Raw genomic sequence first — 25,348 nt, 5'->3', positions numbered from 1 at the left:
GCGTGGACCGGAGAACCATGACAGATGAACAGCGGCGAGGACTAGGTAGTGCCTTTTGGTGCGCCCTGGTTGCGGGTCTTTAGTGGGAAACCACGCTGAGGCGTCTTTCTGTGTTCGGGCTGTGCAAATTGAGGGTGGTGCGGGAGCCAGCTCCTGTGACCACGAAGGAAAGCGGAGAAAAGGACACTTAGCGTGGCGGGACAAAAGATCCGCATCAGGCTCAAGGCCTATGACCACGAGGCGATCGACGCGTCAGCGCGCAAGATCGTGGAAACGGTGACCCGCACCGGCGCCCGTGTGGTCGGGCCTGTGCCGTTGCCGACCGAGAAGAACATCTACTGCGTCATCCGTTCGCCGCACAAGTACAAGGACTCGCGCGAACACTTCGAGATGCGCACGCACAAACGCCTCATCGACATCCTCGACCCGACGCCGAAGACGGTTGACGCGCTGATGCGCATCGACCTGCCGGCCAGCGTCGACGTCAACATTCAGTGACGGGGACTCGAGACATGACTGACAACAAGAATCGGCCCCAGGCCGGAATCCTGGGCACCAAGCTCGGCATGACCCAGGTCTTCGACGAGAAGAACCGCGTCGTCCCGGTCACCGTCATCAAGGCGGGCCCGAACGTGGTCACCCAGATTCGTACCGTGGAGCGCGACGGCTATTCGGCCGTTCAGATCGCTTTCGGCGCCATCGACCCGCGCAAGGTGAACAAGCCGGTCTCCGGCCAGTTCGCCAAGGCCGGTGTCACCCCGCGCCGCCACGTCACCGAGATCCGCGTCGCGGATGCCTCCACCTTCGAGATCGGCCAGGAACTCTCGGCTGATGTCTTCGAAGAGGGCACCTACGTCGACGTGACCGGAATCAGCAAGGGCAAGGGCTTCGCCGGCACCATGAAGCGTCACGGCTTCAAGGGCCAGGGCGCCTCGCACGGTGCGCAGGCTGTGCACCGTCGCCCGGGTTCCATCGGTGGCTGTGCCACTCCCGGCCGCGTGTTCAAGGGCATGCGCATGTCGGGTCGTATGGGTAACGACCGCGTCACCACGCAGAACCTCTCGGTTCACAAGGTCGATGCCGAGAACGGTTTGCTCCTGGTCAAGGGTGCTATCCCCGGCCGCAAGGGCAACATCGTGATCGTCAAGAGCGCCGTGAAGGGTGGTGCGCACGCATGACCAGCCTCGACAAGAAGGCCAACCTGACGCTGACCGTTAAGGCCGCAGGCGGCAAGACCGAAGGCACCGTCGAACTCCCCTCGGAGATCTTCGACGTGACCGCCAACGTCGCGCTGATGCACCAGGTCGTTATCGCTCAGCTGGCCGCTGCTCGCCAGGGCACCCACTCCACGAAGACTCGTGGCGAGGTCCGTGGTGGCGGCAAGAAGCCGTACCGCCAGAAGGGCACCGGCCGCGCCCGTCAGGGCTCGACCCGTGCGCCGCAGTTCGCCGGCGGTGGCACCGTCCACGGCCCGCAGCCGCGTGACTACAGCCAGCGGACCCCCAAGAAGATGAAGGCCGCCGCCCTGCGCGGTGCCCTCTCCGACCGGGCCCGCAACGAGCGCATCCACGTGATCACCGAACTGGTCTCGGGTCAGAACCCGTCGACCAAGATTGCCAAGGACTTCCTGGCCGAGCTCTCGGGCCGCAAGAAGTTCCTGGTCGTCGTCGGCCGCGAGGACGTCGCCGCGTGGAAGAGCGTGGCGAACCTGCAGAACGTGCTGCCGATCGCCCCGGATCAGCTCAACACCTACGACGTGCTCAACAGCGACGACGTGGTGTTCAGCGTCGAGGCCCTGAACGCTTTCGTTCACGGTCCCGCCGAGGCGGCCCAGGAGGAGAGCAAGTGAGCACCATCGCCGACCCCCGCGACATCCTGCTCGCACCGGTCATCTCGGAGAAGTCCTACGGGCTGATCGAGGAAGGCACCTACACCTTCCTGGTGCACCCGGATTCGAACAAGACGCAGATCAAGATCGCCGTCGAGAAGGTTTTCGGCGTCACGGTCACCAGCGTCAATACCGCCAACCGTCAGGGCAAGCGCAAGCGGACCAAATTCGGTTACGGAAAGCGCAAGGACACCAAGCGCGCACTCGTGACCCTCTCGGCCGATAGCAAGCCCATCGAGATCTTCGGAGGACCGGTCGCGTAAGCGCCTGGGACTCCAGAAAGCGAGAAGAACTCATGGCAATCCGTAAGTACAAGCCGACAACGCCGGGCCGTCGTGGCTCCAGCGTCTCGGACTTCGCCGAGATCACCCGGTCGACGCCGGAGAAGTCGCTGCTGCGCCCGCTCACCAAGTCCGGTGGTCGTAACGCGCACGGTCGCATCACCACTCGTCACCGCGGTGGCGGTCACAAGCGTGCCTACCGTCTGATCGACTTCCGTCGACTGGACAAGGACGGCATCCCGGCCAAGGTCGCTCACATCGAGTACGACCCCAACCGCACCGCCAACATCGCACTGCTGCACTTTGCCGACGGCGAGAAGCGCTACATCATCGCGCCGAAGGGCATCAAGCAGGGCAGCCCGATCGAGTCCGGCCCCACGGCCGACATCAAGCCGGGTAACAACCTGCCGCTGCGCAACATCCCGACCGGTACCACGATTCACAACGTGGAGCTGCGTCCGGGCGGCGGCGCCAAGATGGCTCGTTCCGCTGGAATGAGCATTCAGCTGCTGGGCAAGGAAGGGCCGTACGCGACCCTTCGTATGCCTTCGGGTGAAATCCGCCGTGTCGACGTGCGCTGCCGCGCCACCGTCGGCGAGGTCGGCAACGCCGAGCAGTCGAACATCAACTGGGGCAAGGCCGGCCGTATGCGCTGGAAGGGCCGTCGTCCCACCGTCCGTGGTGTCGTCATGAACCCGGTCGACCACCCGCATGGTGGTGGTGAGGGTAAGACCTCCGGTGGTCGCCACCCGGTCTCCCCGTGGGGTCAGCCTGAAGGCCGTACCCGCAAGCCCAACCGCCCGAGCGACAAGCTCATCGTTCGCCGTCGTAAGACCGGCAAGAAGCGCTAAGGAGGAGGTAAGAAATGCCACGCAGCCTCAAGAAGGGCCCGTTCGTCGACGACCACCTCCTCGCGAAGGTGGACGTGCAGAACGAAAAGGGCACGAAGCAGGTCATCAAGACCTGGTCGCGTCGCTCGACCATCATCCCCGATTTCATCGGACACACTTTCGCCGTCCACGACGGTCGCAAGCATGTCCCGGTGTTCATCTCGGACAACATGGTCGGCCACAAGCTCGGTGAGTTCGCGCCGACCAGGACGTTCAAGAGCCACGTCAAGGACGACCGGAAGAGCAAGCGGCGATGACTGAAACCAATACCGAAACGGTTCAGAACCCGACTGCACGCGCTACCGCCAAGCACGTTCGGGTCACCCCGATGAAGGCCCGTCGCGTCGTGGACCTGGTCCGCGGCAAGCGAGTCGAGGACGCGCTGGCCATTCTGCGGTTCGCACCGCAGGCTGCCAGCGAGCCCGTGGCCAAGGTCGTGGCTTCGGCCGCGGCGAACGCCGAGAACAACCTCGGCCTCAACCCGGCCACCCTGGTCATCTCGACTGCTTTTGTCGACGAGGGCGCCACCATGAAGCGTTTCCAGCCGCGGGCCCAGGGCCGTGCGTTCCGGATTCGTAAGCGCACCAGCCACATCACCATCGAGGTCGAGAGCGTGCCCACCACCGGCGCTGCCACTCGTAGCCGCCGGAAGGGAGGGGCAAAGTAAATGGGACAGAAAATTAACCCCCATGGCTTCCGCCTCGGTATCACCACCGACTGGAAGTCGCGTTGGTACGCGGACAAGCAGTACGCGGAATACGTGAAGGAAGACGTTCAGATCCGCAAGCTCCTCGCCACAGGCATGGAGCGGGCAGGCATCTCGAAGGTCGAGATCGAGCGCACCCGTGATCGCGTCCGTGTGGATATCTTCACCGCGCGTCCCGGCATCGTGATCGGTCGTCGTGGAGCGGAAGCCGACCGCATCCGCTCGGAGCTGGAGAAGCTCACCAAGAAGCAGGTTCAGCTGAACATCCTCGAGGTCAAGAACCCCGAATCGGATGCGCAGCTGGTTGCTCAGGGTGTTGCCGAGCAGCTGTCCAACCGTGTGGCGTTCCGTCGTGCGATGCGTAAGGCCATTCAGTCGGCCATGCGTTCGCCGAACGTCAAGGGCATCCGCGTGCAGTGCTCGGGCCGCCTCGGTGGCGCCGAAATGTCGCGCTCGGAGTTCTACCGTGAAGGTCGCGTTCCGCTGCACACGCTGCGTGCGGACATCGACTACGGCCTCTACGAGGCCAAGACCACCTTCGGTCGCATCGGCGTGAAGGTCTGGATCTACAAGGGTGACATCGTCGGTGGTCGTCGTGAACTGACCGCCGCCGCCGCTGCTCCGGATCGCCCGCGCCGCGAGCGTCCGAGCCGCCCTCGTCGGTCCGGCGCCACTGGCACCACCGCGACCAGCACCGAGGTCGGGCGCGCCGCCACTGCAGTGGCGGAGGCTCCGGCAGAGAACAAGGAGGGCTGACGCATGCTGATGCCCCGTAGGGTCAAGCACCGCAAGCAGCACCACCCCGGTCGCTCCGGCATGGCCAAGGGCGGCACGGCGGTGGCCTTCGGTGAGTACGGCATCCAGGCTCTCGAGCCCGCCTACGTCACCAACCGTCAGATCGAGTCGGCGCGTATCGCAATGACCCGCCACATCAAGCGTGGCGGCAAGATCTGGATCAACATCTACCCCGATCGTCCGCTCACGAAGAAGCCGGCCGAAACCCGCATGGGTTCCGGTAAGGGTTCGCCGGAGTGGTGGGTCGCGAACGTGAAGCCCGGTCGGGTCATGTTCGAGATGTCTTACCCCAACGAGGAGACTGCTCGTGAGGCCCTGCGCCGCGCGATGCACAAGCTCCCGATGAAATGCAGGATCGTGACCAGGGAGGAGCAGTTCTGATGGCTACCGAAACACCGGCCGCAGAGCTCCGCGAGCTCAACGAAGAGGAGCTCGTCGCCCGCCTGCGTGAGTCGAAGGAAGAGCTGTTCAATCTGCGCTTCCAGATGGCAACGGGTCAGCTCGACAACAACCGTCGTCTGCGCGTCGTCCGCCACGAGATCGCGCGCATCTACACGGTCATGCGTGAGCGCGAGCTCGGCCTGGCCACGGCACCCGCTGGCAAGGGAGATGCGGCATGAGCGAGAACACCGAAGAGCGCAACAGCCGCAAGGTACGCAGCGGCTACGTTGTCTCCGACAAGATGAACAAGACGATCGTCGTCGAGCTGGAAGACCGTCACCGGCACAAGCTCTACGGCAAGATCATTCGCACCACCTCCAAGGTGAAGGCGCATGACGAGAACGAGATCGCCCACGTCGGCGACCACGTTCAGCTGATGGAGACCCGTCCGCTGTCGGCCACCAAGCGCTGGCGTCTGGTCGAGGTCCTGGAGAAGGCCAAGTAAGGTCCCTCCTCGATCCATCGAGATCGTTTCTTCGAAGGCCCGTTTCCTACTGGGAAGCGGGCCTTCGTCGTTGGACGACCCGCATCGCAAAAGGCCCGCTCCCGATTTTCCGGGGGCGGGCCTTCGCTGTGTCTCGTGGGTCAGCCGGTGAAGGCGTAGGGCTGGCGGATCTTGTGCGCGAATTCCACGATGTTGGTGACGGTGCTGCTCGGGACGCCGACTTCGCTGCCGATGCTGCGGGCCGACCAGGACTGGTCGGTGAGCTCGAGGATCTCCTCGATCTGGTCGAGAGTCAGGCGCAGGGGGCTGCGGTGGGCGATGCGGCGGGCAAGGGCGCGGACCTCGGTGTCTTCGTCGAAGTCGACATCGTCCGGGGCGAGGAGGTCTTCGTCGTCGTCGAGGTCCGTATCGACCTGATCGACCGGCTCGGCCGGGACGGTGTCGGCGGCGGATACGACCGGCTCGGGGGACACGGGTTCTGTGGGCTCGGGCGCTGTCTGCTCGGAGGTCTGCGTGGGCGCTGCCGGTGCACCCGGCGAGGGTTCCGGTTGCAAGACCAGTTGCTCGGCAGGTTCGGCGGTGAGGGTCAGCTGCTCCGGCTCCACTGCGGAGGGCTGTGGATCATTGTGCACCGCTACCGGATCGGTGATCGGTGGAGTGTCGCCATCAGGGTCACGGGCGACGGTGCCGGCGTGCATCGTCGCCTCGGGAACCGGATCGGTACCGGTGGCGTCGCCCGCGGTGGCATGGGCGACGGTGGTGACCGGTATTCGGCGCAAGGTGGGGGCGGCGCCGTTGGTCCGGGTCGAGTGCTCGGAGCCGTTGCGGCGATGGTCGGCCGCGGCCTTGTGGATCAGCTCGAGGGTGCCGGGGGCGTGCGGCTTGTCGGCGGAGGGGCGGCGCAGGCTGTGCGGGTAGGTGCGCTCGGCGGCCGATGCCGCGATGGTTTCGGCTTCGGCGACGACAGGTTCAACGGTCGGTGCGGGAGCATCGCCGACCACCGGCTCCGGGACTACCGGCAAGACAGGTGATTCGACCGCCTCGCGATCCGCGGTGATCGTCTGCTCGGACGACGCGATGGTCTCGCGAACCGTTTCGGCTGCGCGGGAATCCTTCTCGGGCATCGCGCAGGACTGGGTGTCGTGCACCTCGGCGGCAGCCGGAGCGGTCGAGCCGACAGCGGCGAGGTCGGACAGCGGCGATCGGAGCTCGGGCGCAACGCCGTTCATCACGGTGTGCGCGAGCGCTTGCCTGTCATCACCCAGCGAGGTCGCCTTTTGCGGAAACGCGGTCGCGACGATCCGTTCGACATGGGCATACCCGGCGTCCCCGGGCAATTCGACGGAGGCGCTCTCGATCAACATCGCGTACCGAGCCGAGACCCACGCGTGCAACCAGATCACCACACCCACCATTACCGGAGCGATAGCGAATTCGGCTGCGCGACCGAAGGATCCGGCGGCCAGGTGGGGACCCGCGTTCAAGGCGATGGTGGTGCCGAGCAGGGCTAGTTCGAACACGATCACCTTGCCGCGTTCCAGCTCACGTCCCCAGCGGGCAGCGGTGGTCGCGGTGACCATGATGACGATGATCGGGATCGAGATCATGGCCTCGATGCCATAGCTGAGCCAGTACAACGGGTCGCTCATGTCGCCGCTCGGCACGAGATTGCGTTGCACATTGACCCCGGCCCAGACCATGCCGAGAACGACGACGGCGATCAACGCACGCGATGACCATTCCGACCGCCGGTACAGCTGGGCCAGGCGCGCGTCGGCGCTAGACACTCTTCGTCGTGCGGCCAGCGCCTTGCGATGCCAGCGCGCGTCGGCCTCGTCGGTGCGGCGGATGAGGGCGCTGGTGCGGCGGTCACGTTGTTCGGTGGCGAGTTCGTCACCAACGGCACGTCGACGTTGTTTGCGTCGTTGTGTGCGAATCCATTCGGCCAACTCCCGTTCGGCGCGGATCTCGTCGTCGGAGAGCGCGTCGTAGAGGGCGGTGTCGTGCTGCAGGGGGAGCTTGTCGCGAGCTGTCGCGACCTGCTGGGCGAGCGCTGTGATCTCGGTGTTCGGCGCGATGGCGGCATTCTCGCTCAACCGATCGTCGGACATATCGCGCCTTCCGCCACTCGAACATATGGACTATCGAACATATGTGTGATTGCCAGAGAGCGTAAACGCCGACCGTGCCCCGGTCAACGACAACGAGTCGATACCGTCGAATCCCCGGTAGCGACACGCCGGGATTCAGGAATCGGTTTCGCCGCGGAGCAGCCGTTTCTCGTAGGCGGAGCGGTTCGACGATCCGGCCACCGCCACAACCTGATTCGGCACGGTCCGCCGCAAGACGATGTCGCGCAACCACTGTGGCAGCACGCCGACGAGGCCGACCACCGGTCCGAGATGCGCGGGCAATGTCACCTCGAATCGCGGCCGTTCGACGGCATCGAGAACGGCGGCGGCGACATCACTGGGCTGGAGTAATTGTGCTGCGCCCGTAGCGGTTCCGGCTGCCAACTCGGTGTCGACCACGCCCGGCATGATCGCCGTCAGATGCACGCCGCTGCCGCGCAATTCCTCACGAACCGCGGTCAGATAGCCGAGGACCCCGTGTTTGGTCGCGGCGTACGTCGCTTCACCGGCGGGGGAGACCTTGGACGCGAGAGACGCGATGGTGACGATGTGCCCCCGCCCGCGTGTCCGCATCGCGGGGGCCGCCAATCGCACCCCGCGGATCACCCCGTGCAGATTCACCGCGAGCATCCGCGCCGTCGCACTGTCGGGTTCGGTATCGAACGGCCCGACCCACATCACCCCGGCATTGTTGACGAGCACATCGACCGGCCCGAGTATCGCCTCGGTGACGGCGAGGAAATCGTGAAACGACCGCTCATCGGTCACATCGAGTTCGCACCCGTGCACCGTTCCCGGCAGCCCGGCCGCGGCCTCGCGCGCCGCGTTTCCCGACAGATCGCCGAGGCACACCCGAGCTCCCGCGACCGCGAACTGCCGCGCGATCTCCAGCCCGATCCCGGCGGCACCGCCGGTCACCGCGACGACCCTTCCGGTGTGCGTACGTGTCATGGCGAAAATGCCCTCTCGGTGGAAACCGCTACATCTGGCATGCTGTCATGCCAGAAATCGGTCGCCAGTATTCCACGCGGTCACGACGCGGCGATAGGCTCGGCGGCAAACCTCTGGACACTCGACCACCAGGCGTCCGCGGCGTTCGACTTTTACACAACAACTCCCGCTGAGAGCGTGGTGATCGACTTCCTGGCGTGAGTTCAGCGCAGGGCGGCGTGCCAGACGACGGCGGCGGCGAGCGCGCCCGCTCCGTTGAGCGACCAGTGCAGGGCGATGGGCGCGAGGAGGCTACCGCTACGGCGTCGCAGCCAGGTGAACACGACGCCAGCGGCGGCGGTGGCAGCGACGGCCAGCGCTATGCCGATCAGTTGGCCGAGCAGGCCGCCACCGACGATGCTGGACAGTCCCTTGTTGCCGGAGGTGAGGCCGAACGAGGACGCGATATGCCAGAGTCCGAACATCAGCGAGCCCGCGGCGAAGAGCCCGCGGACGCCGAGGACCCGATCGAGCGTGCCGTGGAGTACGCCGCGGAACGCGAGCTCTTCGGGGATCACCGTCTGCAACGGGATGACGATCATCGACGCGATGAGGGCGCCGGAAATCGTCGCGTACCGGTCAGCGAGGAAGAACGGCCTGGTGAGCGGTAGGAGAGCGCCGATCGCGACCGCGGTCAACACGATCCCGACCGCGCCGAGGGCGTACACCGTCCCACGCTTCCAGTGTCGTGGTGACAGTCCGAGTTCAGCCCAGCCAAGCCCCCGCTTGCGCATCAGCGCCAACAGCGCGAACGCCGCGATGGGCACGGTGACGATATTGGCCCAGGCCGTCGTGAAGTGCGCGATCAGATTGGTACCGGCCAGCACGACGACAACAACAGCGATGTCGATGTAGGCATGCAGCTTCGGCCGGGAATCGGCGATGGCGGGTACGGGCACCCGACCGAGTGTACGGAAATATCACGAAAGGAAAACGGTCCGGTGAATGCGGGACAACGCGCCGACTCCGGCCTCGAGCGGCCCGGAGTGCGCCCATCAAGATCGTCGGGATTCGCCGCGCTGTGAGCTATTCGACAGCCGAGCCGGACCATCCGGCCGGATCGGTCCACGCCCGCAGCGTGCGCTGGGTCTCGAACCGCCGCGGCGCACCGCTGACCGGATCCGTGAATTCGAGCGAAGCCGCCAGCAATTGCAACGGCCGTGTGTAATCGTCGACCGATTTATCGGTGATCACCGGATAGAAATCGTCGCCGAGAATCGGCACGCCGAGCCCGTTCATATGGATCCGCAGCTGATGGGTTCGCCCGGTGTGCGGGCGAAGACGGTAGCGTCCGAGCCCGTCGCGGTGCTCGACCAACTCCACCTCGGTCTCGGCATTGGGTTCGCCGTCCACTTCATACGCGGCGAGCACCTGCTTCTCCTTGATGATCCGGCTGCGCACGGTCCGCGGCAGTTCGAGCGCGGGATCGTAGGGGGCGATGGCCTCGTATTCCTTGCGCACGGTCTTACGGTGGAACATCGTCTGATAGGCCCCGCGTCGCGCCGGATTCACCACGAACAGCAGCAGGCCCGCGGTGACCCGGTCCAGTCGGTGCGCGGGGATCAGGTCGGGGAGTTCGAGGTCGTTGCGCAACCGCACCAGCGCGGTCTGCAGGATGTGCTGGCCGCGCGGGATCGTCGCCAAGAAATGCGGTTTGTCGATCACGAGGATGTCGTCGTCGCGGTGCACGATGCCGATGTCGAACGGCACCGTGGTCTCGACGGGCAGATCGCGGTGGAACCACACGGCGCCGCCCGGCACGAACGGCGCGTCCGGTGCCAGCGGACCTTCCAGATCCACGATCTCACCCGCCACCAGCATCGCGTCGATCCTGGCCGGATCCACCCGCGGCAACCGCTCGACGAGGTGGTCGCGCACGGTCGCCCACTGCCCGTCCTCCGGGAGCCGGAGTCGGGCGGGATCGAGGCCGTGCCGTTTCGGCAGCGGCGGCTGCTGCCTACGTCGCATGAAGCAAGTGTGGTCTGTCCGGTGAACGCGCTCCGCCGTGGGGTTCAGGCGGTGCGCGTCGCGATTCCCGGATACTCCACGATCAGGCCCGACTCGTCGTAGTCCAGGGTGGCCTCGAAGTCGAAGTCGGGAGCGCTGTAGGCGTAGCGCTGACCGGCCCCGTCGGCGATGCGGCGATAGTGCTGCGGTAGCCGGGCCGCGGTGAGGTCGGCGGCCCGGAGATAGACCGCGGGCGCGTCGGCCGCGTCACCGACCACGAGCCCGAGGCGATGCACCGGCAAGGCGTTCGTGAACGCCGACGCCTCGAGATCGATATCGAGGCACCCGTCGAACTCGGGCACGAGCGTGCCGTCGACCTGCCAGCGCCCCAACCCATCGGACTGCACATGCACCGACCGCCTGCCCTCGGGATAGCGCCCGACGATCTGTGCCGACCGGGTATTCCAGCCCCCGTCGAGCCGCAGCCGATAATCGATCGCCCAGACGATCCCGTCCTCGACCGCCGTCGCACACCCCTCGACGAGAAGTCCGCGCGCATCGTCGCGGAAATATGTCACTTCGAATCCGGTGCGCGCGTCACGATGCAACCAGGCGGCCGAAGGTGGCAGGGGAGTGAACATGGCCAACGCATTCCCTGAATTCCGCCGCCCAATCGCTAGCCCGCCCGCTGATCGAGCACCATCAGTTTCGCTTCGACGAGGACTTGGCGCGCACGCCGTCGCACCCGGCACAGGTCGACGCTGCATTCCAGATGTATCTGCATCGCCCGATGCGCCTGTTCGGGCGACAGCTTTCCCGGATCGGAATGGCAATCGGCAATGGCTGAAATGATTGACGTGACAAACATTTTCGTTCTCCCACCGCTACGCGAAATCAAGAAGTAGGGAGGAAATTACGCGCGAAATTGCGCTGTGCCGACGGGTTGACTGGCAGTTCACACAACCTTCCCCGATCGGCCACAACCGATCAACTTAGGCTAACCTACCTTCTGCGGAGTTGCCGCGGACAGGTCGAGAGGCGAGAACGATATGACGGTGCAGGTAGCGCCGCCACCGGGGGCGGAGTCGGGGAACCGGCTGCCCAAGGCGGCAGCGAAAGCGCAGAAGCAGCGGGAAGCGCTGGCGCGCAAGGAGATTCTGGCACCGGTATCGGGGATGCTGACGGTGGCGAGCCTGATCGTGGCGCTCGCCTCGGTGTGCTCGGTGGTCCCGTTCCTGCTGATCGTCGCGGCCTGCCGCGAACTGCTGAACTCCCCGGCCGACACCGACCGGGTGTGGTGGCTGTTCGGCGCTGCCGTGCTCGTGCTCGTCGTGCGGGCCTTCCTGCAGGTCGTCGCGCTCAGCTGGTCGCACGCCGTCGACGCCGGCTACCAGCTCACGCTGCGCAGGCTGCTCGCGGCCAAGCTCACCCGGGTGCCGCTCGGCTGGTTCGGTGAGCGCGGCTCCGGTGAGGTCAAGGGCTATCTGCGCGACGATGTCGACGCCCTGCACTTCCTGGTCGCGCATGCCCGCCTCGATTTCATCGGCGCGCTGGTGGTCCCGCTGGTCACCCTCGGCTATCTGTTCACCGTCGACTGGCGACTCACGCTGGTGCTGATGATTCCGCTGATCGCCTACATGTTCCTGTTCAGCAAGATCATGGACCGCGACGGCCGCGACCGCCTCGCGGTGTACACCCGGTGGGAGCGTCGCCTGTCCGCCGCCACGGTCGAGTTCGTCGACGGCATCCAGGTGGTGCGGGCGTTCGGTCAGGCGGGCAAAGCGCACAAGGAGTTCCAGGACGCTGTCGAAGGACAGGTTCAGGCGGCGCATCGGATGAAGACGCCGATCATTCGCGTGCAGGCGGCCTCCGACATCGTCGTGATGCCCGTGTTCGTCATGCTGGTCGTGGTCCTCGGTGGCCTCGCCGGGGTCGGCCTCGGCTGGGTGGACCCGCTCGATCTGCTGCCGTTCCTGCTGGTCGGGCTCGGCATCGGCAGTTCGCTGCTCGGCCTCGGCTACGGCTCGCAGGCCCTGCGCGCCGGTGGCGCCGCGGCCCTGCGACTGCACGAACTGCTGCAGACCCCGGAATTGGAGATCGCCGAAACACCGGCGGGCGTTCAGACCGGCATCGTGCGCTTCGACGGCGTCGAGTTCGCCTACCGCACCGGCCATGATGTGCTGCGCGGCATCGACCTCGAACTGACCCCCGGCACCATCACCGCCCTGGTCGGCCCGAGCGGTTCCGGCAAGTCGACCCTGGCCAAGTTGCTGCCCCGCTTCTACGACGTGGGCGCGGGCCGCATCACCATCGACGGCCGCGATATTCGCGAGTTCACCAGCGAAGAGCTCTACCGCACAGTCGGATTCGTCTTCCAGGATGTGCGCCTGATCCGCGGCAGCATTCGCGAGAACCTCCTGCTGGCCCGCCCTGACGCGGACGCCGAAGCCATCGAGCGCGCGACGAGGGCCGCCCAGATCCACGACCGGATCCTGGCGCTGCCGCGCGGCTACGACTCCGAGATCGGCGTCGACGCCACGCTCTCCGGTGGTGAGGCGCAGCGCCTGTCGATCGCTCGCGCACTGCTGGCCGACACCCCGGTGCTCGTCCTCGACGAGGCGACCGCGTTCGCCGACCCCGAGTCGGAGGCCGCGGTCCAGGACGCGCTGGCCGCCCTCGTCGCCGGGCGCACGGTGCTGGTCATCGCGCACCGTCTGCACACCATCACCGGTGTCGACCGGATTCTGGTGCTGGACAACGGAGCTCTCGTCGAACAGGGCACGCATGAGCAACTGCGGGCCGCGGGCGGCCTGTATCAGCGGCTGTGGGAGATCAACGAAGCTGCCCTCGGCGCGCTCGCTCTGGTGGAGGAAACACGATGATTCGCAAGGTTTTCCGGCTCGTCCCCGACGAGTTCGCCCCCCTGATCTCGCGGCTGCTCGGAGTGATCGTCGTGCAGGCGCTGTGCCAGGCCATCGCGTATCTGCTGCTGGTGCCTGTCTTGGAAGCGCTGTTCGACGACGACCTGAGCGGCGCGTGGCTGTGGGCGCTCGGCATGGCCGCCGCCGTGGCCGGTGTGGTCGTCTTCGGCTACCTGCAGGCCGTGATCGGTCTGCGCATCGGCCTCGGCATGCAGCGCGGACTACAGACCCGGCTCGGCGATCAGCTCAACGCGTTGCCGCTGGGCTGGTTCGAAGATCGCGACGCGGGCCCGCTCTCGCGGGTGATGGTCGAGCAGGTGCGTGAAATGCAGGGCCTGATCGCCTATCTGCTCACCAAGGTGCTCACCGGCATCATCGTGCCGCTGGTGGTCGCGATCGGGATGCTGTTCATCGACTGGCGCGTCGGCGTGGCGATGTTGCTCGCCGCACCGGTGCTCTACCTGGTGAACAATCTCGCCAATCGCGCCTACACCGGCGCCGACGCCAGGCTGCACGCCGCAGCGGCCGAAGCCGACTCGCGGGTGGTGGAGTTCGCGCAGGCCCAGCCGGTACTGCGCGCGTTCGGCGCGGTCGGCGCGGGCAACAAGAAGCTGGATTCGGCGCTGGTACAGCAGCGTTCGGCCGTGCTGAAGATGATGGTCGCGACCGTGCCGGGCCTGACCGTGTTCGCGCTGTTCGTGCAGGCCGTATTCCTGGTGCTCGCCTATATCGCGGTCGTCCAGGTGACCGATGGCGCGATCTCGGCTGCCGCGGCGATCGCGCTGATCGCGGTGAGCGCGCGCTTCATCGAACCGGTGAACCAGGCCGCCCAGTTGGGCACGGCCCTGCGTTCGGCCGCCGCGGCCGCCGATCGCATCACCGACCTGCTCGCCGAATCGCCGCTGCCCGCCGCCGCCGAACCGGTCACCCCGGGTGCGCCCGCGGTGGTCTTCGACGAGGTGAGCTTCGGCTACCGCCCCGGCGAACCGGTGCTGTCGGACCTGACCTTCACCGTCCCCGCCGGCACCACCACCGCCATCGTCGGGCCGAGCGGTTCGGGCAAGACCACCCTGCTGCGTCTCGCCGCCCGCTTCTACGACGTCGAGTCCGGCGCGGTCTCGGTGGGCGAACACGATGTGCGCCAACAGCCTTCCGACACCCTGCTCGACCAGCTCTCGCTGGTCTTCCAGAACGTCTACCTGTTCAACCGCTCGGTCGCCGACAACATCCGCATCGGCAAGCCCGACGCCACCGACGACGACCTGCACCGCGCGGCGGTCGCCGCCAGGGTCGACGAGATCGTCGAACGGCTGCCGGACGGCTTCGACACCACCGTCGGCGAAGGCGGCACCTCGCTGTCCGGCGGTGAGCGTCAACGGGTCTCGATCGCCCGCGCTCTGCTCAAGGACGCCCCGATCGTGCTGCTCGACGAGGCCACCAGCGCGCTCGACCCGCACAGCGAGGCCGTCGTGGTCCGTGGCATCCACCAACTCACCAGGGACAAAACGGTTCTCGTCGTCGCGCACCGTCTCTCGACGATCGCCCACGCCGACCAGATCCTGTTCCTGGACAAGGGCCGCATCGCCGAACGCGGTACGCACGCCGAGCTTCTCGCACTGAACGGCCGCTACGCCGCGTTCTGGAACGAGCGCGAGCGGGCAACCGGCTGGCGCCTGGAGCCGGTCTCCGCCTGACCGGGAGCACCTCGGCGGTCCAGCGAGACCGCCGAGGTGTTCTCGGCGCGCCTCCGCCGATGGACTGACCGAAGGGTGCGACGAAGGAGTGCCCGTAGGGAGGGAAGAGGTGGAGTCAAGCGCCGAGAACCGCGGCGCCAGCCGCCGATATTACTGCTGGTAGGTGGAGAGGAATTCGCCGATCCGGCCGATGATCTGGTCGAGCTCGTCGGCGTGCGGCAGGGTGACGATGCGGAAGTGGTCGGGTGTGGGCCAGTTGAAGCCGGTGCCTTGGACGACGTGAATCTTGGTGGCCAGCAACAGATCGAGGACGAACTTCTCGTCGTTGTCGATCCGGTAGGTCGCGCGGTCGAGCTTGGGGAAGGCGTACAGCGCGCCCTTGGGCTTCACGCACGACACACCCGGAATCGCGTTGAGTGCCGACCACGCACGGTCACGCTGTTCGAGTAGTCGCCCGCCGGGCAGGGTGAGTTCGTGGATGCTCTGATGTCCGCCCAGCGCCGCCTGAACAGCCTGCTGCGCTGGGACATTCGCGCACAGCCGCAACCCGGACAGCATCGTCAGACCCTCGAGGTAACTTTCGGCATGACGCGTCGGCCCGGAGACGGTGAGCCAGCCGGACCGGAACCCGGCGAGCCGATAGGCCTTGGACAAGCCGTTGAACGTCAGACACAGCAGGTCGGGCGCGAGCGAGGCGGTGACGGTGTGGGCCACGTCGTCGTAGAGGATCTTGTCGTAGATCTCGTCGGAACAGACGATCAGATTGTGCTGGCGGGCGAGCTCGAGCATCTGCTCGAGCACCTCGGTCGGATACACCGCGCCGGTCGGGTTGTTCGGGTTGATGATCACGATGGCCCGCGTGCGGTCGGTGATCTTGGCCGCGATATCGGCGATGTCGGGGTACCAGTCGGCGCCCTCATCGCAGAGGTAGTGCACCGCTCTGCCGCCGTTGAGGTGCACCGCGGCGGTCCACAGCGGGAAATCCGGTGCGGGGACGAGGACTTCGTCGCCGTTCTCGATGAGCGCGGTCATCGCCATCATGATGAGTTCGGACGCGCCGTTGCCGAGGAAGACGTTCTCGATATCGAGGTCGTCCACGCCGCGGTCCTCGTAGTACTGCACCACCGCGCGCCGAGCGGGCAGCAACCCCTTCGAGGTCGCGTAACCCGCCGACGCAGGCAGGTTGGCGATGATGTCGCGCAGCAGCTCCGACGGTGCGTCGAACCCGAACTGCATCGGGTTACCGGTATTGAGTTTGATCACCCGGTGTCCCTCGACCTCTAGTCGAGCGGCGTGCTCGGCTATCGGGCCGCGGATTTCATAGGAAACGTTCGCGAGCTTGCTCGACTGTTTGAACTGCATGTCGGCTCCCCACCGTGATACGGACGGAGATCGCCACAGTACTCGCCGGGATCCCGCGCACGCACCGCGGCAGTTCAGAAGCCGCGCAGGCGGTCCGGGGCGATGCGGATCGGCACCGAGTAGGTCTCGAAGAATTCCGATCGGGTCATCTTGATGTCGACGAAACCCTTGGTGTATTTCCGTGCGTAGTGAGCGATCTCGTCCTCGGTGGGAGGTTCGTCCACTCGCGCCGTGCCGGTGAAGACAGCCACCTCGCCGCCGGACTCGGTGGCATTGAAATTCAGCGCGACCCGCGGATTGTGTGCGAGGTGGCGCAGCCTCTTCGCCGCGGGCATGGTGAAGATGAGGAACTCGTCGTTCTCCCAGTGGAACCACACCGGGTTCGGCTGCGGAGTGCTGTCCGCACCGACGGTGGTCAACCAGATCACGTGTTCCTCAGCCAGCCGCTTGCCGACTTCTTCGCCGAAGGGGGTGGCGGCGTCGAGAATGGACACGGTGCTCTCCTCGCAGGCAGGGGACAACTTTCGGCCCACCCTTGCCGAAATCCCGCCGCGTCGCTACCCGCCTCGCGGGGCTTACTTCCAGTAGGCCTGCGCCTTGATCGAGGTCTTGGGCAGGGCGTGCTGGGTCTTGAGGGTCTTCACGATCGAGCGGGTGGTGTGCCCGTCGCAGGTGACCCATCCGTAAGTGCCCGGTACGCAGGTGATTTCCTGAGCGGCCTCGCGCAGCAGGCGGCCGTCGTCGATGCGCTGGACCCAGGTGAGGGTGTGGTGGGGCTTGTTGTTGACCGGGATGGTCTGGTCGGACTCGTACTGCCATTCCAGCCAGACTCGCGCCGGGGTGTCGCCGATGGCGTCGAGCAGCGAGTTGATGGCAGGCAGGGAGGCGGTATCGCCGAAGATGATGTACTCGCTGGGTGTCTGCTCGGGCAGTTGGAAGTCCGAGCCGAGCACGGTGGCGTCGAGCGGGTCGCCCGGCTTCGCGCGGCGCGCCCAGTCGGCTGCCGGGCCGTCGTGCAGGGCGAAGTCGATGCTCATCGTGTCCGCGTCAGGGTTCTGGTCGACCAGGGTGTAGCCGCGGTGGTGCAGCTTGTCGCTGGTCGCGTCGGGAATCCACAGGCGGATCCACTGGGTCGGGTGCACCGGGTGGTCGGCCAGCAGGCCACCGGCGGTGAAGCCGATGCGGACGAACTTGTCGGTGATCTGTTCGTTGGACGTCACCGTCAGCCGGTAGTCGGCACCGCCCCAGGCCTTGGTTATCAGACCGTTCAATCCCTTACCCATGTCGTTAGGTTAGCCTAACGACACTTGTTTGTCCGCTTCGGTGGTTAAATAAGGTAAGCCTATGCAAATATGGGCTGGTGCGTGAGAGAGTGGAGAACGAACCGGTGGAAACCCTCCTGGTAGTCGGCGCGGGGCCGAAAGCCCTTGCGGTGGCGACTAAATCGCACGTTCTGCGCTCGCTCGGAATGCCCGCACCGCGCGTTGTCGTGGTCGAGGCGCACGCCGTCGGCGGTAACTGGCTGCCCACCGGCGGCTGGACCGACGGGCAGCACCGTCTCGGCACCAGTCCCGAGAAGGACATCGGCTTTCCGTACCACTCCACCTGGGCGCGTGGCCGCAACCGCGATATCGACCATGCGATGTCCGCCTTCAGCTGGACCACGTTCCTGATCGAACACGGCACCTACGCCGAGTGGATCGACCGCGGCAGGCCCAGTCCGCAGCACTATATGTGGGCCAAGTACCTGCAGTGGGTCGCGAAGTCCATCGACCTCGAGCTGGTGCTCGGTCGGGTGGAGCGCATCAGTCACGGCGATGGTGAGCAGTGGCAGGTCGACGTGGTCGACGCCGACGGCGCGCGCAGCGAACTGACCGCCGACGGCCTGATGATCACCGGCCCCGGTCGCAGCAGCCGGGCCCTGCTCGACCATCCGCGCGTGCTCAGCATCGCCGAATTCTGGGACAGGGCGGGCAAACGCACGCTGCCCGCCGCCTCGCGCGCCGCGGTGATCGGTGGTGGCGAGACCGGCGGCTCGGCGCTGGACGAGCTGGTTCGGCACGAGATGCTCACCATCTCGGTGATCTCCCCGCTGGCCACCCTCTACACCCGTGGCGAGAGCTTCTTCGAGAACTCGCTGTTCAGCGATCCGGTGAAGTGGGCGGCGCTGAGCATTCAGGAACGCCGCGACGTGATCCGGCGCACCGACCGCGGGGTGTTCTCGGTGCGCGTGCAGGAAAGCCTGTTGGGCGACAACCGCGTTCATCACCTGCAGGGCCGGGTCACGAAGATCGCGCCGCAGGGGGAATCGCTGGCCTTGACGCTGAGCAACGAGTTGCGGGCCGATCAGGTGCACAACTTCGATCTGGTGGTGGATGCGACCGGCGGCCAGCCGCTGTGGTTCCTCGAGATGTTCGATCAGCGCACCGCGGACCTGCTCGAACTCGCAGTCGGCGGAGCGTTGACGCAGTCGCGGATCGAATCGTCGATCGGCTACGACCTGGCCGTCACCGGGCTCGGCGGCAAGCTCTATCTCCCCAACATGGCCGCGATGGCGCAGGGGCCGGGCTTCCCGAACCTCAGTTGCCTCGGCGAACTTTCGGACCGGGTGCTGCAGACGGTGCCCGCTCGGGCGCGAGCGGGCGCTGTCTCTCGCTGAGTATGGACAAAAGCCCCTTCTGGTCGAGAAAGTCGACGAGAAGGGGCTTTTGGGTTCGCGCTCAGCGCGGTGCGATGACGTCTTCCGGAGTGCGAGGCACATACTGCAACGCGATCCGCCGGTCTGGGCGGACGTCGATCTCGCCGATCAGCTGGAACCCGGCCTTGGCCAGACTGCGGCCGATCGCCACGTTGCGGTGGTCGGGGTCGCCCAGCACACGGCGGCAATCGGGATCGGCCGCGAAGACGGCGGTGGTCATGGAGGAAATCCAGGCGGACATGATGCCCTTGCCGATCACCGCGGTGTCAGCGGTGGCGATATGGAAGCCGATATCGCTGGGATCGCTGTCGTAGAAGCGGCCGATCTCGTCTTTGGCGGCGCGATAGAACTCCAGGTAGGCGATATCGCGTACACCGAGTTCGGGCTCGCCGAGCAGGGCGAAGTCCAGGCTGAGAATGCAAGGGCGGGAATAGGTTCCGGCCAGTTGTGCGCGGAAGTTGTCGCGGCGGCGTTCGGCGTCCCAGTCCTGTTCCCACGATTCGAGCAGGTGTGGACGGGCCATCCATTCGGCGAGCAGTTCGGGATCGGTGCCGTCGGGATCGGCCAGGCGCAGGCTGAACGGTGCCGCGAAAACGGGCAGCGCGGGCGCGGGCGCGGCGGCCACCTCGGCGGGCAGATCGGTCTGCTCGCGGGGCAGCGCGGTGGGGGTCCCGGCGGGGTTCATCTACTCGGTGCTCCGTTCAATCGTAACCTTGGTCACCTCGATGGGTAAGGCTAGCCTATACTAATGGCCGGGTGTTACTGTTGCCCGACCGATCGCCCGGTAATAGCGGGCCGTCCACGAGTCCGGTCGGATTCGGGTGCAACAGGATTCACCCCGGTCCCGGACGACCGCGCCGGGCGGGCCCGTGCGCGAGCACGGCGTTGGACAGTGCGAAACGGTAGCGCAGCGTTGTGCGGCCGGTGAGGGAGAGCGACATGGCAAGAGAACTCGGCTGGATCAGGCAATTTCAGGCCCCCAGGACCGATTCCCTCCCGCCGCTGATCGTCTTCCCGCACGCGGGCGCGGGCGCCTCGGCCTACCGGGTGTTCGCCAAGCGTACGGCCGCCGACTTCGACACCGTGATCGTGCAGTACCCCGGCCGTCAGGACCGCGCGCGCGAAGCCGCCGCCGACACGCTGCCCGAGCTGGCCGCCGGTGCCTTCGACGCCTTCCGCGACTCCGCCCACAACACCGGCGCGCCGCTGACCGTGTTCGGCCACAGCATGGGCTCCATCGTCGCGTTCGAGTTCGTCCGTTTGGCGGAAGCCGCGGGGTTGCCCGTGCGTTTGCTGGTGGTCTCCGCGGCCGCCGCGCCGCACCGAATCGCCGAGCTCCCAGGCCATCCCACCGAGGACGACGAATTGCTCGACCACATGGGCGCGCTCAATGGCACCGGCGCCGACGTGATGGCCAGCCGTGAGGTGATGCGGATGGCGCTGCCGGTGTTGAAGGCCGACTACCGTGCCTTCGACGCCTACTCGTGCGGCCCCGAGGTGACTGTCGCGGTACCCCTGCTGGTCCTCGGTGGCGACGACGACCCGTTCGTCGGCCCGCGTGACCTCTACGGCTGGGACCAGAGCACCACCGCCGAGATCGAGGTCAACCTGTTCGCGGGCGGCCACTTCTACCTCGACGAGAACATCGACGGCATCGCCGAGGTGCTTGTCGGCAAGGCGCTCGCGCGATGAACTCCGATCCCATCGTCATCGTCGGGATGGGCGTCGAAGCCCCCGGCGGCGTCGACACCCTGCCCGACTTCTGGTCGGCACTGGCCGCCGGGCGCGAGCTGATCGGCTCGTTCCCGCGCGACCGTGACTGGCCGCTCGACGAACTGTTCGCCCTCGGCAGGCTCGAGGGCTGGGCGCCGGTCCGCGACGCGGGCGGATTCCTCGACAGCGCCACCGAGTTCGACGCGCAGTTCTTCGGCATCACACCGCGCGAAGCGGTGGCGATGGATCCGCAGCAGCGGGTGGCCATGCGGGTGGCCTGGCGCGCGCTCGAGCACGCGGGCATCAATCCCGGCGCGCTCGACGGTGATTCGGCCGGTGTGTGGATGGGTGTCTCGGCGGCCGAGTACGGGCCCCGGGTGGGCTCGGTGAACGAGTACAGCGGCTACCGCGCGACCGGTACCGCGCTCGGTGCGGTGGCCGGGCGGATCTCGCACGGGCTCGGCCTGGTCGGTCCTTCGATCAGTGTGGATACCGCGTGCGCGTCGTCGCTGACCGCCGTGCATCAGGCGGCCTCGGCGATTCGTGCGGGCGAGTGCGACTGGGCGCTGGCGGGCGGGGTGTGCGTGATGGGTTCACCCGGCGCGTTCTACGAGTTCTCCAAGAACAATGCCCTGGCCACCGACGGCCACTGCCGTTCCTACGCCGCCGACCCGACCGGCACCCTGTGGGCCGAAGGCGCGGGAGTCATCGTGCTGGAACGGCAATCCCGGGCGAAGGCGCTCGGCCACCGGATCTACGGGCAGCTGCTCGGTTCACGGGTGAACCACAACGGTGCGGGCGCCCCGATCGCCGTACCCAGCGCGAGCGCGCAACAGCGGCTGATCGAGGACACGGTCGCCGCGGCCGGAATCAGTGCCGACGACATCGGCCTGATCGAAGGCCACGGCACCGGCACCGCCGTGGGCGATCCACTCGAATTGACCGCGCTGGCAGCGACTTACGGCAATCCCGATCGCGCCGACGGCCCGCTGCTGGGTTCGGTGAAGTCCAACACCGGCCACGCCCAGGCGGCCTCGGGGATGCTCGGGCTGATCAAGGTGCTGCTGTGCGGTGCGCACGGCGCCATCGCACCGAGCCTGTGGGCCGACGCCCCGACCACCGACATCGACTGGGACGCGACCAGTCTGCGGCTGGCGGCCGAACTCACCGACTGGGCGCCGCGCGCGGACGGCCTGCGCTACGCCGCGGTGTCCTCGTTCGGTGTCGCGGGAACCAATGCGCACGCCATCGTCGGCCTGCCGGTGCTGGAGGAGACCAACCATGGCTGAGTACCGCCTGCCGGACGGCAGCGTTCCCGTGCTGCTGTCCTCCGACAGTGTCGACGGCCTGCGCGCCGAGGCCGCCGCGCTGCGCGACTACGTCGCCGCGCACCCCGAGGCGACTCCGGAACGGTTGGCGGACATGCTATTCCGTACCCGTACGGCCCGTCGTCGCCGGGCCCTGATCCTGGCCGCGCGGACGGCCACCGACCCGGACGCGGCCGACTCGGGTGGCGCGGCGTCCTCGGCGCAGGCAACCGACGAGCTGCATTCCGCCCTCGACGCCATCGCGACCGGCGCCGAGCACGCGCTCGTCGTGCACGGTGACGTGCCGGCGAGTACGCGTCGCGTCGGGTTCGTCTTCCCAGGTCAAGGCAGTCAGCGGCCCGGCATGGGCGCGACGTTCTATGAGCTGTCGGCCGACTACCGCGCGGTGGTCGACGAGTGCGCCGCCATCCACGCCGAACGCTTCGGGCACTCCCAGCCGCTGCACTACCTGCTCGGCCACGAGGGACAGTACGAGGACACGGTGTGGGAAGTACAGCCCGCGTTGATGTTCCACATGACGGGCCTGGCCGCGCTGTGGCGAGCGGCGGGTGTGGATCCGCACGCGACCGTCGGCCACAGCCAGGGCGAGCTCGCCGCGGGCGCGGTCTCCGGTGTGATGACGCTGCGTGATTCGGTGCTCGCGGTGACCCATCGCGCCCTGCTCGCGGACCGGCTTTCCCCGCGCGGCTATTCGATGGCGGTCTTCGGGATGGACCGCGAGAGTGTGGAAGCGCTGATGGCGCGGCACTCGGGGTGGGCCGAACTCGCCGTGGTCAACTCGCCGCACATCATCGCCATCTCCGGTGAACGCGGCGCCGTGGTCGATCTGGTGGCCGCGGCCACCGCGCGCGGTCAGTTCGCCAGGGAGATCCGGGTCGCCTTCCCGGCACACACGTCCATGGTGGCCGAGGTCCGGGCCGATTTCGAGGGCTTCCTCGGTGACGAGATGAGCACACCGAACTTCACCGAGTCCGAGATCGCCTGCTACGGCGCGACCCTCGGCGAGAAGATCACCCCCGACCTCAAGCAGGAGGAGTACTGGTTCTGGAACCTGCGCAACCGCGTCCGGTTCGACCGGGCCGTGATCAGCGCTGGTAGTGACGGCGTCGACCTGCTGATCGAGGTCGCCGAGCACCCCGTGCTGCAGCTGGCCATCCAGGAGAACCTCGGCCTCGTCCCGAACCGTCCCGGCCTGCCCGCGCGCGACTTCCGTGTCCTCGGTACCTCGCTGCGCACCGCGGACGGCCTGTCGGAGTTCACCCGCAATCTCGCCCAGGTCGCAGTGCTCGACATCGACTACCGCTGGGACGCGCTGCGAGTCGACGACGCCGTGACCCTCCCGCTGCGCGACTTCCCGCACACCGTGACCAACCCCAAGCGTCTCTGGGCACCCCTCGGTACCAACGAGACTCCCGCCGAACTCGCCGTCACCACCCCGAAACCCCAACGGCTGGTGGAACAGTGGACGCCACTACAGCGTCGCGCGCTGACCGCGCCGCGTCGCCTGCTCATCGTCGACCACACGGGCGAATGCGCCGAGCTGGCCGCCGCGTTGGTCACCGCGGCGGACCGCCACGGCGCCGAGGCGCGCGTTGTCGCGCCGGGGGGACGCGGTGACGAACTGCCGACCGACACCGTGATCGTCCTGCTTCCGCCGAGCCCCGACGACGACAGTGCCGGTGCGATCGACGCGCTGGTCGACTTCTATGCCGAACGTGCTTGGGCCCCAGCGGTATCCGCGCTGCGACCCGGCGGCGAGTGCTGGCTGCTCACCACCGGCGGCGAGACCGTGCACGACGGAGACCCGATTCCCGGACTGTTCCAGTCGGGCGTCAGCGCCGGATTCCGCAGTGTCGGAATCGAACACCCCGGCATCCACTTCCGCCATCTCGATCTCGCCGCGAGCGAATCCGCGCCCGCGCAAGCCGCCAAGATCGTCGGCGCGGTGCACTCGAGCGGTGAGGCCGAGTTGGCGCTGCGGGTGGGCAAGCTGTTCGTGAAGCGGCTGGTCGTCGATACGACCGACGAAACCGGCTCGCTGGGCACCGATCTCGATCACGTGGTGATCGTGGGCGGCACCGGTCAGCTGGGTCTGCGGTTCGCCGATCACCTGGCGCGCACGGGTGCGGGCCAGGTCACGCTGCTGAGCCGCAGTGGCGAAACCGACGCGCTGGCACCGGAACTGGCTCGGCTGCGCGCGATCGGCGCCACCGAGATCGTGGTGCGGTCCTGCGATGTCGGCGACATCGAGGCCGCGTCCGCCTTCGGCGCCGAGATCGCCGATCGCCCCGTGGATCTGGTGATCCATGCCGCGGTGAACTACGTGGACGCCGAACTCGAGCAGATCACCGGCGACGCCGTGCGCACCGCCGCCGCCGCGAAGCTGCGCGGCCTGGACAACCTGATCGACGCGGTCGCGCTGACCGTGGACTGCCGGGTCCTGCTGTGCTCGTCGATGGCGGCGACGCTGGGCGGACGCGGGCAGGTGCTGTACGCGGTGACCAACCGCATGCTCGACGTCGCGGCCCGCCGACTCCGCGCCCGTGGCATCGCCGCCGCGAGCCTGCAGTGGGGTCTGTGGAGTGTGGCCGGTCCGCTCGACGATGCCGGGTTCGCCCGGGTCGAAGAGGCAGGCGTGTTCCCGATGGTGCCCGCCGACGCGATCGAGGCCGGACTGGCCGCGCCGGTTCGCGACGGCATGATCATCGCCGCCGACTGGGACTTCCTGCGCGAGGTGCTCGGGGCGTTCGGCCAGGCCAGCGTGCTCACCGGCCTCGAATCCGAGACGCGGGCACCGCAGGTGACACAGGCACCCGCCGACATGGTTCCGGCGGCCGCACCCGCTCCCGTCGCTGCCGCACCCATCGACAGCTTCCCGCTCGACCTGCGCATGCGCACCGAACTGCTCAAGGTGATCGGCGGTGACAGCGCCGAATCCATCGACGCCACCATGCCGTTGGTCGCACTCGGACTCGATTCTCTGCAGGCCTTGGACTTCCGCAAGCGCGTGAAGGCGGAGCTGGATCGCGATCTGCCGGTCGCGGCGATTCTCGGCGGCGCATCGCTCGACGATGTCGTGCTGCTCATGGCGCAGAACACCAACCAGGGCTGAGGGGC

The 25,348-nt window shown here is 67.1% G+C and carries 26 protein-coding genes; 17 read left to right on the top strand and 9 right to left on the bottom strand.

Annotated elements, in window-relative coordinates; all coding sequences use genetic code 11:
• Window positions 1-192 precede the first annotated feature (192 nt).
• The 11 genes from rpsJ to rpsQ are packed head-to-tail and all read left to right on the top strand — an operon-like array spanning window position 193 to window position 5,446.
• Complete coding sequence (rpsJ, locus tag ASD42_RS19040; RefSeq protein WP_040804197.1) at window positions 193-498, top strand: 30S ribosomal protein S10; 306 nt, start codon at window positions 193-195, stop codon at window positions 496-498.
• Between the two features lie 14 nt (window positions 499-512).
• Window positions 513-1,178, top strand: a complete 666-nt coding sequence (rplC, locus tag ASD42_RS19035) for a 50S ribosomal protein L3 (protein WP_056818490.1) — start codon at window positions 513-515, stop codon at window positions 1,176-1,178.
• Window positions 1,175-1,849 carry a 50S ribosomal protein L4 gene (rplD, locus tag ASD42_RS19030; RefSeq protein ID WP_056818488.1) on the top strand — a complete coding sequence of 225 codons (675 nt, stop codon included), beginning with the start codon at window positions 1,175-1,177 and terminating at the stop codon, window positions 1,847-1,849. The genes rplC and rplD overlap by 4 nt, the downstream gene beginning before the upstream one ends.
• Window positions 1,846-2,151: a 50S ribosomal protein L23 gene (gene rplW, locus ASD42_RS19025; RefSeq protein ID WP_056818486.1), complete on the top strand. Its 306-nt coding sequence runs from the start codon at window positions 1,846-1,848 to the stop codon at window positions 2,149-2,151. The genes rplD and rplW overlap by 4 nt, the downstream gene beginning before the upstream one ends.
• A gap of 32 nt (window positions 2,152-2,183) precedes the next feature.
• Window positions 2,184-3,020 carry a 50S ribosomal protein L2 gene (rplB, locus tag ASD42_RS19020; protein WP_056818484.1) on the top strand — a complete coding sequence of 279 codons (837 nt, stop codon included), beginning with the start codon at window positions 2,184-2,186 and terminating at the stop codon, window positions 3,018-3,020.
• A 14-nt stretch (window positions 3,021-3,034) separates the two neighbouring features.
• A complete protein-coding gene (gene rpsS / locus ASD42_RS19015) occupies window positions 3,035-3,316 on the top strand; it encodes a 30S ribosomal protein S19 (RefSeq protein ID WP_056818481.1) in 282 nt (93 codons plus the stop codon).
• Window positions 3,313-3,726: a 50S ribosomal protein L22 gene (rplV, locus tag ASD42_RS19010; protein WP_056818479.1), complete on the top strand. Its 414-nt coding sequence runs from the start codon at window positions 3,313-3,315 to the stop codon at window positions 3,724-3,726. The genes rpsS and rplV overlap by 4 nt, the downstream gene beginning before the upstream one ends.
• Window positions 3,727-4,521 carry a 30S ribosomal protein S3 gene (gene rpsC / locus ASD42_RS19005; protein ID WP_056818477.1) on the top strand — a complete coding sequence of 265 codons (795 nt, stop codon included), beginning with the start codon at window positions 3,727-3,729 and terminating at the stop codon, window positions 4,519-4,521.
• 3 nt (window positions 4,522-4,524) lie between these two features.
• Window positions 4,525-4,941, top strand: coding sequence for a 50S ribosomal protein L16 (gene rplP / locus ASD42_RS19000; RefSeq protein ID WP_056818475.1), 417 nt, complete (start codon window positions 4,525-4,527; stop codon window positions 4,939-4,941).
• Window positions 4,941-5,180 (top strand): 50S ribosomal protein L29, encoded by a 240-nt coding sequence (rpmC, locus tag ASD42_RS18995; protein ID WP_056818473.1) that lies wholly within the window; start codon window positions 4,941-4,943, stop codon window positions 5,178-5,180. Before rplP ends, rpmC begins: the two co-directional genes overlap by 1 nt.
• Window positions 5,177-5,446 carry a 30S ribosomal protein S17 gene (rpsQ, locus tag ASD42_RS18990; protein ID WP_056818470.1) on the top strand — a complete coding sequence of 90 codons (270 nt, stop codon included), beginning with the start codon at window positions 5,177-5,179 and terminating at the stop codon, window positions 5,444-5,446. The genes rpmC and rpsQ overlap by 4 nt, the downstream gene beginning before the upstream one ends.
• Before the next feature lie 140 nt (window positions 5,447-5,586).
• Here the strand turns inward: rpsQ and ASD42_RS18985 are convergent, their stop codons facing one another.
• The 5 genes from ASD42_RS18985 to ASD42_RS18965 form a co-directional block, all read right to left on the bottom strand.
• Window positions 5,587-7,557, bottom strand: coding sequence for a helix-turn-helix domain-containing protein (locus ASD42_RS18985; protein ID WP_056818468.1), 1,971 nt, complete (start codon window positions 7,555-7,557; stop codon window positions 5,587-5,589).
• 135 nt (window positions 7,558-7,692) lie between these two features.
• On the bottom strand, window positions 7,693-8,529 hold the full coding sequence (locus ASD42_RS18980) for an SDR family oxidoreductase (RefSeq protein WP_056818466.1): 837 nt from the start codon (window positions 8,527-8,529) through the stop codon (window positions 7,693-7,695).
• 203 nt (window positions 8,530-8,732) lie between these two features.
• Window positions 8,733-9,467, bottom strand: a complete 735-nt coding sequence (locus ASD42_RS18975) for a CPBP family intramembrane glutamic endopeptidase (RefSeq protein ID WP_056818464.1) — start codon at window positions 9,465-9,467, stop codon at window positions 8,733-8,735.
• A gap of 127 nt (window positions 9,468-9,594) precedes the next feature.
• Window positions 9,595-10,536, bottom strand: a complete 942-nt coding sequence (locus ASD42_RS18970) for an RluA family pseudouridine synthase (RefSeq protein ID WP_056818462.1) — start codon at window positions 10,534-10,536, stop codon at window positions 9,595-9,597.
• Window positions 10,537-10,580: 44 nt separating this feature from the next.
• Window positions 10,581-11,156, bottom strand: a complete 576-nt coding sequence (locus ASD42_RS18965) for a putative glycolipid-binding domain-containing protein (protein WP_056818459.1) — start codon at window positions 11,154-11,156, stop codon at window positions 10,581-10,583.
• A 408-nt stretch (window positions 11,157-11,564) separates the two neighbouring features.
• Between ASD42_RS18965 and ASD42_RS18955 the strand changes: the two genes are divergently transcribed.
• Together ASD42_RS18955 and ASD42_RS18950 are read left to right on the top strand one after the other, a co-directional pair.
• A complete protein-coding gene (locus ASD42_RS18955) occupies window positions 11,565-13,397 on the top strand; it encodes an ABC transporter ATP-binding protein (RefSeq protein WP_056818455.1) in 1,833 nt (610 codons plus the stop codon).
• Entirely contained in the window at window positions 13,394-15,130 is a 1,737-nt protein-coding gene (locus tag ASD42_RS18950) for an ABC transporter ATP-binding protein (RefSeq protein WP_056818453.1), read from the top strand. The genes ASD42_RS18955 and ASD42_RS18950 overlap by 4 nt, the downstream gene beginning before the upstream one ends.
• 150 nt (window positions 15,131-15,280) lie before the next feature.
• Here the strand turns inward: ASD42_RS18950 and ASD42_RS18945 are convergent, their stop codons facing one another.
• The 3 genes from ASD42_RS18945 to ASD42_RS18935 form a co-directional block, all read right to left on the bottom strand.
• Complete coding sequence (locus ASD42_RS18945; RefSeq protein WP_056818451.1) at window positions 15,281-16,492, bottom strand: pyridoxal phosphate-dependent aminotransferase; 1,212 nt, start codon at window positions 16,490-16,492, stop codon at window positions 15,281-15,283.
• A gap of 74 nt (window positions 16,493-16,566) precedes the next feature.
• Window positions 16,567-16,986 carry a TIGR03667 family PPOX class F420-dependent oxidoreductase gene (locus ASD42_RS18940; protein WP_056818450.1) on the bottom strand — a complete coding sequence of 140 codons (420 nt, stop codon included), beginning with the start codon at window positions 16,984-16,986 and terminating at the stop codon, window positions 16,567-16,569.
• An 81-nt stretch (window positions 16,987-17,067) separates the two neighbouring features.
• Window positions 17,068-17,775, bottom strand: a complete 708-nt coding sequence (locus tag ASD42_RS18935) for a siderophore-interacting protein (RefSeq protein WP_056818448.1) — start codon at window positions 17,773-17,775, stop codon at window positions 17,068-17,070.
• 104 nt (window positions 17,776-17,879) lie between these two features.
• On the opposite strand from ASD42_RS18935, the gene ASD42_RS18930 reads away from it, so the two are divergent.
• On the top strand, window positions 17,880-19,151 hold the full coding sequence (locus tag ASD42_RS18930; protein ID WP_056818446.1) for a SidA/IucD/PvdA family monooxygenase: 1,272 nt from the start codon (window positions 17,880-17,882) through the stop codon (window positions 19,149-19,151).
• A 61-nt stretch (window positions 19,152-19,212) separates the two neighbouring features.
• Here the strand turns inward: ASD42_RS18930 and ASD42_RS18925 are convergent, their stop codons facing one another.
• Entirely contained in the window at window positions 19,213-19,875 is a 663-nt protein-coding gene (locus ASD42_RS18925) for a GNAT family N-acetyltransferase (RefSeq protein WP_056818445.1), read from the bottom strand.
• A 254-nt stretch (window positions 19,876-20,129) separates the two neighbouring features.
• On the opposite strand from ASD42_RS18925, the gene ASD42_RS18920 reads away from it, so the two are divergent.
• From ASD42_RS18920 to nbtC, 3 genes are read left to right on the top strand one after another with little or no spacing between them, the layout of a single operon-like run.
• Window positions 20,130-20,882, top strand: a complete 753-nt coding sequence (locus tag ASD42_RS18920; protein WP_056818443.1) for a thioesterase II family protein — start codon at window positions 20,130-20,132, stop codon at window positions 20,880-20,882.
• A complete protein-coding gene (locus ASD42_RS18915) occupies window positions 20,879-22,192 on the top strand; it encodes a beta-ketoacyl [acyl carrier protein] synthase domain-containing protein (RefSeq protein WP_056818441.1) in 1,314 nt (437 codons plus the stop codon). Before ASD42_RS18920 ends, ASD42_RS18915 begins: the two co-directional genes overlap by 4 nt.
• Window positions 22,185-25,343: a nocobactin polyketide synthase NbtC gene (nbtC, locus tag ASD42_RS18910; RefSeq protein WP_056818439.1), complete on the top strand. Its 3,159-nt coding sequence runs from the start codon at window positions 22,185-22,187 to the stop codon at window positions 25,341-25,343. Before ASD42_RS18915 ends, nbtC begins: the two co-directional genes overlap by 8 nt.
• Window positions 25,344-25,348: the final 5 nt, after the last annotated feature.

It is taken from the genome of Nocardia sp. Root136, assembly GCF_001427185.1.
Classification (GTDB): Bacteria; Actinomycetota; Actinomycetes; order Mycobacteriales; family Mycobacteriaceae; genus Nocardia; species Nocardia salmonicida.
Note: the sequence above shows the minus strand (reverse complement) of the source record. Positions and strands in the feature narration are given on the sequence as shown.

What these genes read in the sequence shown, in the direction of transcription:
- rplC (WP_056818490.1), top strand. Translation starts at nt 513, where the DNA reads ATGACTGACAACAAGAATCGGCCCCAGGCCGGAATCCTGGGCACCAAG.
- rplD (WP_056818488.1), top strand. Translation starts at nt 1,175, where the DNA reads ATGACCAGCCTCGACAAGAAGGCCAACCTGACGCTGACCGTTAAGGCC.
- rplB (WP_056818484.1), top strand. Translation starts at nt 2,184, where the DNA reads ATGGCAATCCGTAAGTACAAGCCGACAACGCCGGGCCGTCGTGGCTCC.
- rpsS (WP_056818481.1), top strand. Translation starts at nt 3,035, where the DNA reads ATGCCACGCAGCCTCAAGAAGGGCCCGTTCGTCGACGACCACCTCCTC.
- rplV (WP_056818479.1), top strand. Translation starts at nt 3,313, where the DNA reads ATGACTGAAACCAATACCGAAACGGTTCAGAACCCGACTGCACGCGCT.
- rpsC (WP_056818477.1), top strand. Translation starts at nt 3,727, where the DNA reads ATGGGACAGAAAATTAACCCCCATGGCTTCCGCCTCGGTATCACCACC.
- rplP (WP_056818475.1), top strand. Translation starts at nt 4,525, where the DNA reads ATGCTGATGCCCCGTAGGGTCAAGCACCGCAAGCAGCACCACCCCGGT.
- rpmC (WP_056818473.1), top strand. Translation starts at nt 4,941, where the DNA reads ATGGCTACCGAAACACCGGCCGCAGAGCTCCGCGAGCTCAACGAAGAG.
- rpsQ (WP_056818470.1), top strand. Translation starts at nt 5,177, where the DNA reads ATGAGCGAGAACACCGAAGAGCGCAACAGCCGCAAGGTACGCAGCGGC.
- ASD42_RS18985 (WP_056818468.1), bottom strand. Translation starts at nt 7,557, where the DNA reads ATGTCCGACGATCGGTTGAGCGAGAATGCCGCCATCGCGCCGAACACC.
- ASD42_RS18980 (WP_056818466.1), bottom strand. Translation starts at nt 8,529, where the DNA reads ATGACACGTACGCACACCGGAAGGGTCGTCGCGGTGACCGGCGGTGCC.
- ASD42_RS18970 (WP_056818462.1), bottom strand. Translation starts at nt 10,536, where the DNA reads ATGCGACGTAGGCAGCAGCCGCCGCTGCCGAAACGGCACGGCCTCGAT.
- ASD42_RS18965 (WP_056818459.1), bottom strand. Translation starts at nt 11,156, where the DNA reads ATGTTCACTCCCCTGCCACCTTCGGCCGCCTGGTTGCATCGTGACGCG.
- ASD42_RS18955 (WP_056818455.1), top strand. Translation starts at nt 11,565, where the DNA reads ATGACGGTGCAGGTAGCGCCGCCACCGGGGGCGGAGTCGGGGAACCGG.
- ASD42_RS18950 (WP_056818453.1), top strand. Translation starts at nt 13,394, where the DNA reads ATGATTCGCAAGGTTTTCCGGCTCGTCCCCGACGAGTTCGCCCCCCTG.
- ASD42_RS18945 (WP_056818451.1), bottom strand. Translation starts at nt 16,492, where the DNA reads ATGCAGTTCAAACAGTCGAGCAAGCTCGCGAACGTTTCCTATGAAATC.
- ASD42_RS18935 (WP_056818448.1), bottom strand. Translation starts at nt 17,775, where the DNA reads ATGGGTAAGGGATTGAACGGTCTGATAACCAAGGCCTGGGGCGGTGCC.
- ASD42_RS18925 (WP_056818445.1), bottom strand. Translation starts at nt 19,875, where the DNA reads ATGAACCCCGCCGGGACCCCCACCGCGCTGCCCCGCGAGCAGACCGAT.
- ASD42_RS18920 (WP_056818443.1), top strand. Translation starts at nt 20,130, where the DNA reads ATGGCAAGAGAACTCGGCTGGATCAGGCAATTTCAGGCCCCCAGGACC.
- ASD42_RS18915 (WP_056818441.1), top strand. Translation starts at nt 20,879, where the DNA reads ATGAACTCCGATCCCATCGTCATCGTCGGGATGGGCGTCGAAGCCCCC.
- nbtC (WP_056818439.1), top strand. Translation starts at nt 22,185, where the DNA reads ATGGCTGAGTACCGCCTGCCGGACGGCAGCGTTCCCGTGCTGCTGTCC.